This is a genomic window from Paenibacillus sp. MER 180 (assembly GCF_023713665.1).
Classification (GTDB): Bacteria; Bacillota; Bacilli; order Paenibacillales; family Paenibacillaceae; genus Paenibacillus_B; species Paenibacillus_B suaedae.
This window is the reverse complement of record NZ_JAMAVT010000008.1, coordinates 53013-67592: the sequence shown is the minus strand read 5'-3', so window position 1 is coordinate 67592 and position 14580 is coordinate 53013. Positions and strand designations below refer to the sequence as shown.

The window sequence follows — 14580 nt, the reverse complement described above, 5'->3', positions numbered from 1 at the left end:
CGCCAGCGGCTGGAAGCCGCCCTCCAGGCGCTCATTGCCCGCCATGAATCGCTGCGCACGGCGTTTGCGGCGGTAGACGGAGAGCCGATGCAGCGCATCGTAGAGGCTCCTGGCTTCACCGTCGCGTACAAGAAGGCGAGAGGAGCCGATGTGCAGACATACATTCGCAGCTTCCTCCGTCCGTTTGACCTTGGCGTTGCGCCGCTGCTGCGGACGACGGTGGTGCGGCTGGACGAAGCGGATCACGTGCTGCTGTTCGATATGCATCATATCGTGTCCGACGGCACCTCGATAAGCATCTTGGTACAGGAATTGACAAAGCTGTATGCGGGAGAAGAACTAGAACCGCTGCGTTTGCAGTACAAAGATTATGCCCTCTGGCAGCAAGGCTACCGGCAAAGTGCGGCCTACCGGAAGATGGAAAGCTACTGGCTGAGCCAGTTTGCAGGCGAGTTGCCGGTGCTGAGCTTGCCGACGGATGCTCCGCGACCGGCGGTGCGCAGCTTCGAGGGGGATCGGGTAGACTTCGAGCTGGACAACGTGCTGGCCGAAGCGGTCAGAGAACTGTCGCGGGAAAGCGGTGCGACCGTATACATGGTGCTGCTGGCCGCGTACAGCGCCCTGCTCGGGCGGTTAAGCGGTCAAGAAGAACTGATCGTCGGTACGTCGATTGCTGGACGTTCCCACGCGGATCTGCAAGGGATGATGGGCATGTTCGTCAACACGCTCGCGCTGCGGATGAACCCGTCTGGAGAAAAGCCGTTCTCGACCTACTTGGAGGAAGTGAAGCAGACGGCGCTAGGCGCATTGGAGCATGGAGACTACCCGTTCGAGGAACTGGTGGAGCAGGTTGTGAAGCAGCGGGATATGAGCCGCAATCCGTTGTTCGATGCCATGCTGGTGCTGCAAAACACCGAGCAGGCCGATTTGGAGCTGGCAGGTCTGCAATGGACGCCGTATCCGATCGAGAGCGGAGCAGCGAAGTTCGACTTGACGCTGTCGGTTACCGAGCATGAGCAGGGGATGCGATGCTCCCTGGAATATGCGTCCAAACTGTTCGAACGGACGACAATCGAGCGCTGGGCGGGTCACTTCACCGAGCTGCTGCGTCAAGCGGTTCGTCATCCGCAAGCGATGATGGGAAGCATCGAGGTATTGACGGCTGACGAGCGTGAAGAGCTGCTGGTGACATTCAACGATACGGCGGTGGAGCTTCCGGCGCAAGCGACGTTGCATACGCTATTCGAAAAACAAGTGGCGAAAACACCAGACACGGTGGCTGTGGTATTTGAAGATCATCATCTGACGTACTCCGAGCTGAATGAGCGGGCCAACCGGCTGGCGCGAACGCTTCGGGCCGCGGGTGTGGAAGCCGACCGGTTGGTCGGCATTATGGCGGAGCCATCGCTGGAGATGGTCGTCGGCATTTTGGCTGTTTTGAAGGCTGGAGGCGCTTATGTGCCGATCGATCCAGCGTATCCGGCCGAGCGCATCCGCTATCTGCTGGAGGATTCAGGCGCATCTCCGATGCTTCTACAGACACACTTCCAGGAGTACGCCAGCCTATTTGCAAAAGCGCTGATCAGGCTGGACGATCCCGCCGCTTACCTTGAAGATGGCACGAATCTGGGGAATGTCTCCAGTTCAAGCGATTTGGCCTACGTCATCTATACGTCCGGCTCGACAGGCAAGCCGAAAGGGGTTATGGTGGAGCACCGGAATGCCGTTAACGTCATTTCCTGGTTTATTTCCCGCTATGAGCTGAGCGATAACGTGATGTTAACGACATCGTATACATTCGATCCCAGCGTTGAACAATTATTTGGCAGCCTGTTGGCCGGAAAAACATTGCACGTAATCCAGAAAGAGACGCTGCTGAATCCGCCTAAGCTGCTGGACTACATCGACGAGAACAAGATCAATACGATCAATTTCACGCCGTCTTACATTCGGGAACTGCTCGTGGGTCAAACCAAACTACCGGGACTGCAACATGTCATCGCCGGAGGAGAAAAGCTGGACGATCGGCTAAAAGAGGAAGTTTTGCAGCTCGGCTATAGCCTGTACAATCACTACGGACCTACGGAAACGACAATCGAGGTCCTCACAGGATCATGTTATGCAAACGTAAAAGTGGCTGTAGGCAAGCCGATTCATAATACGGCGGTCTATATATTAGACGCGCGCGGCGGATTGCAGCCGATCGGCGTCGCCGGGGAGCTGTACATCTCGGGCGACGGAGTGGCAAGGGGCTACTTGAACCGTACGGAGCTGACAGCGGAAAGGTTCGTCGAAAATCCGTTCGAGCCGGGTCGTCGGATGTACCGAACAGGCGATTTGGCCCGCTGGCTGCCTGATGGCACTGTGGATTATTTGGGCCGGATCGACGATCAGGTGAAAATCCGCGGTTACCGTATTGAGCTTGGAGAAATCGAAGCGCAGCTCCTGAGGATAGCTGCGGTGGAAGAGGCGGTCGTGGTCGCACGCGAGGATGCTGCCGGGCAAAAGCAGTTGTGCGCGTACATTGTGGCGGAGCGCGTGCTGACGGTCGGAGAGCTGAGGAAGGCGCTTGCCCGCGAACTGCCGGAATACATGATTCCGTTGTACTTTATGCAGCTCGACCGGATGCCGCTGACCTCCAGCGGCAAAGTGGAACACAAAGCGCTGCCAGCGCCGGAAGCAGGCATGAGTGCGGGGACGGAATACGTCGCCCCGCGCACGGGCGAGGAAAAAGCACTCGTGTCCGTCTGGCAGTCGGTGCTGGGCGTAGAGAAGATTGGCATCATGGATCATTTCTTCGAGCTTGGCGGCGATTCGATCAAGGCGATTCAAGTCGCTTCTCGGCTATTGCAAGCCGGGTATAAGGTCGAGATGAAAGACCTGTTCCGCTATCCGGTCGTCTCCGAGCTTAGCTCCCAGATGACGGCGGTCACTCGCCGTGCGGAGCAAGAAGAGGTACATGGTCCAGTGCCGCTTACGCCAATCCAGCGCTGGTTTGTGCAGCATGATCCTGTGGATCTGCATCATTTTAACCACGCGGTTATGCTGCACCGGGAAGAACGGTTCGACATCGATGCACTGTGCCTGACGATGCAGCGCATCGCTAGGCATCACGACGCGCTGCGGATGATTGTCACGCAGACGGAAGACGGCTACGCTGCTTGGAACCGCAGCGGGGAAGACGGCGAAGGCTACAGTCTGGACGTATTTGACTTCCGTGGCGAAGAGGATTGGAGCAAGCGGGTCGAGACGGAGGCCGGCAAGCTGCAGGCCAGCTTCTCGCTGGCCGCCGGTCCACTCCTGAAACTGGGCTTGTTCCAGTGCCCGGACGGGGATCATTTGCTGATCGTGATTCATCATTGGGTCGTGGACGGAGTCTCCTGGCGCATCCTTTTTGAGGATATCGCGTCAGCTTACGAACAAGCGGCGCAAGGACAGGATATTCGGCTGCCGCTGAAAACGGACTCGTTTCAAACGTGGTCGCGGCAGCTTGGCGCCTATGCGGCAAGTCCGGCGATGGAGGCGCAGCGCGGTTACTGGCAATCGATTATAGAGAAGGGCGTAGTGCCTCTGCCCAAAGATGATGAGCAAGGGGCGTCCACGCTGGCAGCCAGCCAGACGCTGACGGTGGAGTGGTCGCAGGTACAGACGCAGCAATTGTTGAAAGAAGCACACCGGGCCTATGGGACGGAGGTCAACGATCTGTTGCTGACCGCACTGGCGATGGCGGTTCAAGCGTGGAGCGGACTCGAACGCGTGGCGGTCCTGCTGGAAGGACACGGCCGAGAACCGATCGCGGCGGATGTGGATGTAAGCCGGACGGTCGGCTGGTTTACGAGCGCGTACCCGGTGGTGCTGGAGATCGAGCCGGAGATGAGCCTGCCGCAGCGGATCAAGCGCGTGAAGGAAACGCTGCGGGCGATTCCGCAAAAAGGGATCGGCTACGGCCTCCTGCGATATATGTCCGCGTCGGATGAGGCAAAGTGGGCGTGCGATCCTGACATTTCATTCAACTATTTGGGACAGTTCGATCAGGATTTGGAGCACAGTTCGCTGCAAATCTCGCCGCTTTCTACGGGCGAGGCAATAAGCGGAAGAAGGCAGCGTGCGGCGGCACTGGAATGCAACGGCATGATCGCGGAAGGAGCGCTTCGTCTGCATATCAGCTACAGCGCGGAGCAGTACCGCCAAGCGACGATGGAGCGCTTCGCGCACGAGTTGCAGATCAGCTTGCAAGAGCTGATCGCCCATTGTGTCGTGCAGGAGAGAACGGAACTGACGCCAAGCGATTTGCTGCAGCCAGGCTTTACGCAAGAAGAGCTGGATGCGCTCATGCATCGGAGCGCAGCGTTAGGTGAGATCGAAGATGTGTACGCGCTGACGCCAATGCAGCAAGGGATGCTGTTCCACAGCCGCCTGGATCCGCAAGCCGGCGCCTACGTGAACCAGATCCATCTAACCCTGCAAGGCGAGCTGCAGCCGGCAGCGTTTGAACAAAGCTGGCAAACCGTCGTGCAGCGGCATGCGGTGCTGCGAACGAGCATCGACAGTGAGTGGCGAAGTGAGCCGCTGCAAGTTGTGTACCGGAAGCGGCCGTTTACAATCGCCTATCGCGATCTGTCGATGTACGACGCGGGCGAGCAGGCAGCCTGCATAGCGCAGTGGAAGTCGGACGACCGGAAGCAAGGCTTTGCGGTAGCGTCGGAGAGCCTGATGCGTGTATCGGTGCTCCGCACAGGAGAGCAAACCCACGAAGTGTTATGGAGCTTCCATCATCTGTTGATGGATGGCTGGTGTTTGCCACTGGTGATGGAAGAAGTGCTGGGGATCTACAACGCCTTGCGCGTCGGAGAAGAGGCGCCGTTACGCAGCGTCCGCGCGTACCGCGACTATATCCGCTGGCTGTCCGAACAGGATGCGAATTCGGCAAGAAGCTACTGGAAGGAGCAGTTGAATGGTAGCGAAGCGCTGTCTGCGCTGCCGAAGCGGCAGCGTCAGGCGCAGGGCTATAAAGCGGCGCAAGGTTATGAAGCGAAACGCGTAAGCTGGAGCGTCCCTCGGGAGCAGAGCAAAGCCATCGCACTGGCGGCCACTGCGCACGGCGTAACGGTGAGCACGCTGCTGCAAACGGCATGGGGACTGGTGCTGCACGCCTACAGCGGCAGCCGGGATGCGGTATTTGGCGGCGTCGTGTCGGGCAGACCGGCAGACTTGCCCGGCGTAGAAGGGATGATCGGACTGTTCATCAATACGCTGCCTGTCCGGGTAACGTGCGAGGGACAGGAGACGGTTGCGAACCTGCTGCGCCGTATGCAGGCGCAGGCGCTGGCATCGCAAGGTTACGCCTACTATCCGCTGCACGAGATCCAAGCGCAGTGTGCCGGAACGAGAGAACTGTTCGACCATATTCTTGTGTTCGAGAACTACCCGATGCAAACCGCGCAGGCGGAAGCGTCAGCGGATGCAAGTGGACTGGAAATTACGGGAGTTCAGGCAGAGGAACAAACGAATTACGACCTGAATGTGATGATTCAGCCGGGAGAAGAGCTGCACATTCATTTCGACTACAACGGACAGGTGTACGAGAAAGACATGATGGAGCGCTTGCGGGGTCACTGGATGCGGATGGTAGAGCAGATCGTGTCCATGCCGAACGTGGCGGTAGAGAAGCTGGAACTGCTGACGGCCGAAGAGCGGGAAGAGCTGCTGGTGACATTCAACGATACGGCGGTAGAGCTGCCTGCGGAAGCGACGGTGCATGGGCTGTTCGAACAGCAGGCTGCACGAACGCCGGAGCAGCCGGCGCTCGTAAGCGGAGAAGCGGTATGGACGTACGGCGAGCTGGAGGCGCGAGCCAACCGCATCGCCGGCTGGCTGCGTGCGCATGGGGTGAGAAGCGAAGACCGTATCGGCGTTCTGCTCAGCCGTTCGCCGCAACTGATCGCTGGTCTGCTGGGCGTGCTGAAAGCCGGTGCAGCTTATGTGCCGTTGGATCCGACACTGCCAGCAGCGCGCATCGAGGGAATGATTCAAGATGCTGGTATCCAAATTCTGCTGAGCGAAGGGACGCAGATGGAAACGTTGGCAGGCTGGGGAGAAACACCGCTGCGGCATGTCCTGTGCTTGGACGAGGAATGCTCCGCCGTTACGGAAATAGCCGCTACGGATGTCAAAGGGAAGAAGGAGCACTTGACAGCCACGGATGCCGAACAGCAGAAGGAACGCTTGGCCGCTAAGGATGCCGAAGGGCAGAAGAATTGCTCCGCTATGGTGAGGTTCGCCTCCGCGGAAGAACTGGAAGCCTATTCGCCAGCCTCCACGAGATCAACGGATGTACCGACAACGCCGATGAACAGCGCGTATGTGATCTACACGTCGGGTACCACCGGCAAGCCGAAAGGCGTGGTGGTGGAGCACCGGAACGTCGTGAACTTTATCGCGGGAATGGTGCGCTCGCTGCCGTTTGCGCCGTCTGCGTCGATCCTCTCGATCACAACGGTGTCCTTCGACATCTTCGTGACCGAGAGTTGGGTACCGCTTAGCTGCGGGATGCAGATCGTTCTCGCCAGCGAAGCGGAGCTTCAGGACCCTGCGCTGCTGGGCGATTTGCTGGCGGAGCATCCGGTACAGCTGATGCAGACGACGCCTTCGAGGCTGTCGATGATGCTGGAGCAGGAGCACAGCGCAGCGCAGCTGCGCCGTATACCAGCCTTGTTGATCGGCGGCGAGCCGCTGCCTGCGGCGCTGCTAAAGCAGCTTCGGGCGCAAACGAATGCGTCGCTGTACAATATGTACGGCCCAACGGAAACGACGGTGTGGTCTACGTTTGAACAACTGGAGGATAGCGAAGGGGAAAAAGTCAGCATCGGCCGTCCGCTGGCGAACACGCAGGCGTATGTGCTGAACGAAGCGCTGCAGCTGCAGCCGATCGGAGCCGTAGGCGAGCTATGTCTTGGAGGCGCCGGAGTCGCTCGCGGATACTGGGCGCGCGAAGAGCTGACCAAGGAGAAGTTTGTCGCTCATCCGTACCTCCCCGGGGAGCGGATATACCGGACGGGCGATTTGGCTCGCTGGCTGCCGGATGGCAGATTGGAGCATCTGGGACGGATCGACCATCAGGTGAAAATCCGCGGCTACCGGATCGAACCGGGCGAGATCGAAGCGCATTTGCTGCGAATTGACGGCGTTAAGGAAGCGGTCGTGACCGTTGTCGCCGGGGAGACGCAGGAATTGTGCGCCTATGTAACGGGCAGCGGTGAGCTCACGGCGCAGGCGATGCGGAGCAAGTTGGCGGCAGGCCTTCCGCCTTATATGATCCCTTCGCACTTCATTCGCTTGGAGAAGATGCCGCTCACGCCAAACGGGAAGCTGAACCGCAAGGCGCTGCCAGCGCCAGATGGTGCGCTGCAAACGGGCAGGGAGTATGCAGCGCCGCGCACAGAGACAGAAGCGAAGCTGGCGCAGCTATGGCAAGAGGTGCTGGGGCTGGAACGTGTCGGCATCCGCGACAACTTCTTTGACATCGGGGGCCATTCGCTCCGGGCAATGACGCTTGTATCGCGCATTCATCAGACGCTGAAGGCGGAGGTTCCGTTAAGAGACGTGTTCCGTTGTCCGACAGTCGAAGAGATGGCGCAGGCGATCTCCGTGTTGGAGCAGAAGGAGTACGCAGCCATTCCGCTCATCGAAGCAAGAGACTATTACCCGGTGTCGTCGTCGCAGAAACGGATGTACATTTTGCAGCAGATCGACGGGGCAGAGCGGAGCTACAACATGCCGGGCGTTCTAATACTTGAAGGAGCATTGAATCGCAATCGCTTGGAAGAGGCATTCCGCAGTCTCATTGCACGTCATGAGACGCTGCGTACAGCCTTTGAGCTGGTCGATGGTGAACCAGTACAGCGTGTGCACCGGGACGTGGAATTTGCCATAGCGTATGCATGGGTACAAGAAGGGGAAGAGAAGGCGCATATTCAAGAGTTCGTGCGGCCGTTTGATCTTCGCCAGGCGCCACTTTTGCGGGTGGGACTTCTCGAACTGAAACCGGATCGCCATCTGTTGCTCTTGGATATGCATCATATCATCTCTGACGGAGCTTCCATGAGCATCCTCACTCAGGAGCTTGTTCAGTTGTATGAGGGAGCGGAGCTGCCGCCGCTACGCATTCAGTACAAGGATTATGCAGCATGGCAGCAAACGGAAGCTCAAAGTGAGCGGATGAGCAAGCAGGAAGCGTACTGGCTGGGTGTGTTTGCGGGAGAAATCCCGGTGCTCGATCTGCCAATAGACGATGCCCGGCCGCCAGTCAGAAGCTTTCAAGGAAATCGACTTGACTTCGTGATCGACGAGCGAAGAAGCGAAGGATTAAGACAACTGGCCTCGCAAACGGGAACGACGTTGTATATGGTATTGCTGGCGGTATATACGACCTTGCTGTCCAAGTACAGCGGACAGGCAGATATTGTCGTGGGAACGCCAATTGCAGGCAGGTCGCATACGGAACTGGAGCCGATTCTGGGGATGTTTGTGAATACACTGGCGATCCGCAACGCCCCAGTGGGGGAGAAGACGTTCCGAGAGTATCTGCAGGAAGTCAAAGAAAATACGTTAAGCGCCTATGAAAACCAGGATTATCCGTTTGAAGATTTGGTGAGCAAGCTGGATGTGCCAAGAGATGTAAGTCGTAATCCGATCTTTGACACGATGTTTGTACTGCAAAACATAGAGCGAAGAGAACTGAGCCTGGAAGGCTTGAGATTTAGTTCCTATCCGTTCGAGTATAACTTGGCCAAGTTTGACCTGACATTCAGTGCGGCGGAGGAATCGGAAGGGATTGTATGCGGCATCGAGTATGCCACCTCCCTGTACAAGAAAGAAACGATCGAGCGGATGGCGGGGCATTTCAAACAGGTGATCGATGTCATCGTGAATGAACCGCAGACGAAACTGTCATGGATCGAGATCGTGAGCAAAGAAGAGAAGGCGCAGATTGTGGAGATATTCAACGATACGACGGCAGACTCTCCGAGAGACAAGACGATTCACCAGTTATTTGAGGAACAGGTGGAGCGGACACCGAATCAAGTGGCTGTTGTATACGAGGGCAGCCAATTAACATACCGTGAATTGAATGAAAGAGCAAATCATCTGGCAAGAACGCTGCAAGCGGAGGGCGTAGAGCCGGATCAACTGGTAGGCTTCCTGGTTGAGCGTTCGGTGGAGATGATTGTGGGTATTTTCGGGATCTTGAAAGCCGGTGGGGCGTATGTGCCGATTGACCCGGAATATCCAGCGGAACGGATTGACTATATGCTAAAGGATTCGGGTGCGAAGCTGCTGCTGACACAAAGTCATTTGGTAGAGCGTGTGACTTTTGCCGGCCAGTGTTTGATGCTGGATGACGAACAACTGTACATGGAAGACGGTTCGAATGTGGAATCGGGCGCGACAGCGGATCATCTGGCCTACGTGATCTACACGTCGGGAACGACGGGCAAACCGAAAGGGGTTATGGTTGAGCATCGCGGTTTGTGTAATTTGAAACAGATGTTTGCAAACACGCTACAACTCGGAGAACAGGACCATGTAATCCAATTCGCGAGTTTGTCTTTTGATGCGTCGTGCTGGGAGATCATTCAGGCGTTATTTTTGGGTGGAACGCTGCATATTCCTACCAAATCGACGATTTTGGATCATCAATTATTTAAGAGCTATATGAACGACCATCAAATTACGACAGCAACTTTGCCGCCAACGTATGCAGCCTACTTACAACCAGATGATCTGCCAAGTTTTAAGAAATTGATCACGGCGGGCTCCGCTAGTTCGGTTCAACTTGTCAAGCAGTGGCAAGACAGCGTGATGTACTTTAATGCTTACGGTCCGACAGAAGACTCGATTGCAGCGACGATATGGCCAGCATCTACTGGTACTTTAACCGGGAAGTTGGTACCTATCGGTCGTCCAATTCTGAACCATCGGATCTATATCGTGGATGAGAACGATCAGTTACAACCGATTGGCGTAGCCGGGGAATTATGCATTGCGGGCGTAGGGTTGGCGAGGGGGTACTTGAATCTTCCAGAGCTGACGGCGGAGAAGTTTGTGAGCAACCCATTCGAACCAGGTACGCGGATGTACCGGACAGGCGATTTGGCCAAGTGGTTGTCAGATGGGAACATTGAGTACTTGGAGCGTATCGACGATCAGGTGAAGATTCGCGGTTACCGGATTGAGCTCGGTGAGGTGGAAGATCAGCTGTTGAAGGTGTCGTCGGTACAAGAAGTGGTCGTAGTCGCACGGGAGGATGCGGGCGGACAAGATCAGCTTTGTGCGTATGTTGTAGCCGATCGGAAACTGGCTGCAGGCGAACTGAGAGAACACTTAGCTCAGCGATTGCCAAATTATATGATTCCTGCCCACTTCGTGCAGATCGATAGAATACCGCTGACGGCAAATGGCAAAATCGATCGAAAAGCGCTGCCGGCGCCGGAAGAAAACCTTCTAGCCGCGACTGAATATGCAGCGCCCCGAACTCGTGTCGAAGCGCAGCTCGTGCACATTTGGCAAGAAATACTTGGTCTTGACCGTGTAGGTGTACGCGACAACTTCTTTGAAATCGGCGGTCACTCTTTGCGCGCTACGGCCATGGTGAGCCGTCTGCACAAGGAACTGCAAGTGAACGTACCGTTGCGGGACGTATTCCGTTTCTCCACCATCGAGCTGCTGGCCGAAGCCATTGCGGATAGAAAGCAGCAGATGTTCACTGCTATCGAACCTGTCGAAGAGAAGACGTATTATGCAGTGTCTTCCGCGCAAAAGCGGCTGTATATCTTGCACCAGCTCGAAGAAACGGGACTGAGCTACAATTTGCCTATAGTGCTGGAACTCAATGGGGCGCTTGACCGGCAGCGGTTTGAATCCGCGCTTCGCAAGCTTATTGCCCGTCACGAGACGCTGCGCACAAGCTTTCATATGGAAGAAGGCGAGCCCGTACAATGTGTGCATCATGAGGTTGGCTTCACTCCGGAATATGTGCAAGCAAGCGAATCGGAAGCCGCGGAAGCCGTTCGGACATTTATTCGCGCCTTTCATCTGGAGCAGCCGCCGATCTTACGCGTCGGGCTGATAGAGCTTACGTCTGAACGGTATTTGTTCGTGCTCGACATGCATCACATCATTTCCGATGGCGTATCGATAGGCATTTTGGTAGATGAATTTGCTCGCTTGTATGAAGGGGAAGAACTTCCGCCTCTGCGTATTCAGTACAAAGACTACGCGGCATGGCAGCAGTCCGAGACGCAAAAAAGGCGCAAGCAGCAGGAGGAGACCTATTGGTTGAACAGGTTCAGCGGGCCTATTCCTGTTCTGGAACTGCCAACCGATTATGTCCGGCCTGTGGTGCAAAGCTTCCAGGGAGAAGCGATGTCATTTATGCTTGGGACTCCGTTGAGCCGGAGCTTGAAACGAATAGCGGCAGAAACCGGAGCGTCTCTGTATATGGTACTGCTGGCGGTATATACAACCTTACTGCATAAATATTCAGGGCAGGAGGATATTGTTGTCGGCACGCCGATTGCAGGCAGATCACATAGCGACTTGGAGTCACTGGTGGGGATGTTTGTAGGCACGTTAGCGATACGCAGCTATCCGGCAGGCAACAAAACATTTTTATCGTATGTAGAAGAAGTAAAAGAAACGATGCTTGATGCCTACGAGCACCAAGGCTATCCATTTGAAGAATTGGTCGAGAAGGTGCAGATCAAAAGGGATAGAAGCCGCAACCCAATTTTCGATACGATGTTCGTTCTACAAAATGTGGAGCAAAGAGATTTGCAAATCCAAGGTTTGCACATCCAGCCTTATACAATCGAACATTCCGTAGCGAAGTTTGACCTCACCTTCCAACTGGCAGAGATGGAGAACGGAATTTCGTGCAGCATCGAGTACGCTTCTTCCTTGTTCAAACGAGAGACCATTGAGCGGATGGCGAAACACTTCGAGCAGTTGATTCATGCGGTTACGGCAAATCCGCAGGCACAGATTGCGTCGTTAGAGATCCTAACTGCGGAAGAGCGCGCACAGCTTGCGGCAGGAAATGCGACAGCTTCGGAATATCCTCGGGAAGCAACGGTGTACCAATTGTTCGAGCGGCAGGCGGAAAAAACGCCAGAGGCGGTAGCCATCGTTCATGAAGAGGAGCAAGTGACATACAGCGAGCTGAATGCCCGTTCCAATCGCTTGGCAAGGACATTGCGGGCAGCTGGCGTACGAGCAGATCAATTGGTCGGCATTTTGGCGGATCGGTCGGTGGAAATGATCGTCGGCATACTAGGTGTGCTAAAAGCCGGAGGAGCTTACGTGCCGATTGATCCGGAGTACCCGGATCAACGCATTCGTTACATGTTGGAGGACTCCGGTTCGCAGGTGCTTCTCACACAGCATCATTTACTGGCTCGCGTACAGTTTGAAGGAATGCTTATCGATCTGAACGATCAGGCTGTCTACAGCGAAGAAGAATGGAATCTCGAGCCGGTATCAAGCGCCAACGACCTTGCTTATGTGATTTATACATCGGGAACGACAGGAAATCCGAAGGGAGCAATGATTACTCATCAGGGCCTAACGAATTATTTATGGTGGGCGAAAAACGTATATGCTGCTGGGGAAAGGCTGGATTTCCCGCTGTACTCTTCCATTTCCTTCGACTTGACGGTGACATCCGTATTTACGCCTTTGCTTACAGGCAGTCTGATTCGGATTTATAGCGGGGAAGACAAAGCGCTGTTAATTGAGCGGATTGTAACCGATAATCAAGTCAACATTATCAAGCTGACGCCTGCTCATTTACGTTTGATCAAGGAATTGAAGGTCACGCCCGGATCGAACATCCGCAAGCTGATTGTCGGTGGAGACAATCTTGCCACGGATCTGGCGAGAAGCATCCATGATCAATTTGGCGGAGAAATCGAGATATTCAATGAATACGGCCCGACAGAAACGGTAGTCGGCTGTATGATTTATCGATACGATCCGGCAACCGATACGAGCGGGTCGGTTCCCATTGGCGTACCGACTGCGAATGTCAGCATCTATTTGCTCAATTCTGATTGCAAGCAAGTTCCGATAGGGGTACCAGGAGAAATCTATATTGCTGGAGATGGAGTCGCGAGAGGGTACCTCAACCGCTCCGACTTGACGGCAGAGAAGTTCGTAGACCATCCATTCGCCCCTGGAAAGCGGATGTACCGCACAGGAGATTTAGCAAAAATGCAGTCTAACGGAAACTTGGAGTATTTGGGTCGTGGAGACGACCAAGTGAAAATAAACGGCTTCCGTATTGAGCTGGGCGAAGTGGAAGCAGCTCTGACGAAAGTGAAGGAAGTGAAGGAAGCGGCGGTCATCGCTCGCGAAAATGAAGCGAAGGAGAAGCTTCTATTCGCATATGTCGTAGCGGATACCGAGCTTGTGGCCGGAGAACTGCGGAGAGCCTTATCCAAGCAGCTCCCAGCCTATATGATTCCGACGCGCTTCGTGCAACTGGATATGCTGCCGCTCACAGCCAATGGCAAAGTCGATCGCAGACGCTTAGCTCATATACAGCTCAATGAGCCTCTTCAAGCGAATTATACAGCACCAAGAAATGCGTTAGAACAAGCGCTTGCCGACATTTGGAAGGAGATTTTCAGCCTAGAGAGGATTGGCATTCACGATAACTTCTTCGATATAGGCGGACATTCTTTGAAGCTGATTCGAATGATTGGTGAAGCTCGTGGTAGATTGGACGTGGACATATCGTTCAGTGCCGCCTTCGCTTACCCGACGATTATGGAACTCGCTGATCACCTTCAAAGCGGAAGCAGCTCAGAAGATCTAGCGAAGCAGCCAACGGAAGGAGTGTCCGTCTGGAACGAAAACAATGCAAACGGCATAATCTTGCATTGTTTCCCGCCTATCGTCGGTTTTGGTCAAGTATTCATGATGCTGGCGACATTGCTGCGAGATACGGCTGCTATATATGCCTATGATTTTATTAGCTGCGAAGATGTAGCCTCATACTTTGCACAAAGCGTTCACAAGCTGCAGCCTCAGGGTCCGCTCTATTTGTTGGGCTACTCTGCAGGAGGCAACCTGGCGTTTGAAGTGGCCAAGCAGCTGGAACAACAAAATCGCGAAGTAGCCGGCATCATTATGCTTGATGCCTACCCAAGAGATTCGCATTCCTTGAACATGCTGCAAGAAGAGTACCTGCAGACGCTGCAAGAAGAAATTTCTCTATTTCTTCGTTATGTTCCAGGACTAGACGAAGAAGAAGTTAGACAAAACATTATAGCTTACAAAAATTGGGTCGATAATAGGGAAACGACAGGAGAAGTTCGGGCAGACATCTATCTGATCCAATCGTCGGAAGCAATAGGCGAAGTAGAACGCGGATGGACGTCCTGGAGCGAGTTAACAACTGGACAGTTGCACTTCTATTCAGGAAACGGCAAACACGAGCAGATGCTGGAAAGAGACTATGCTCCAGCAAACGCATCGCTCGTAAAAGCGATTTTGGAAAAATCCAAAGCTTACAAGTAA

The 14580-nt window shown here is 54.9% G+C and carries 1 protein-coding gene (cut by a window edge); it reads left to right on the top strand.

Annotated features, from left to right (window positions below; all coding sequences use genetic code 11):
• Positions 1-14580: the 3' portion of a non-ribosomal peptide synthetase gene (locus M3661_RS14810; protein WP_251486340.1), read on the top strand. 27246 nt of this gene lie to the left of the window's left edge; only the last 14580 of its 41826 coding nucleotides appear in the window; its start codon lies off the left edge, out of view; it ends in the stop codon at positions 14578-14580.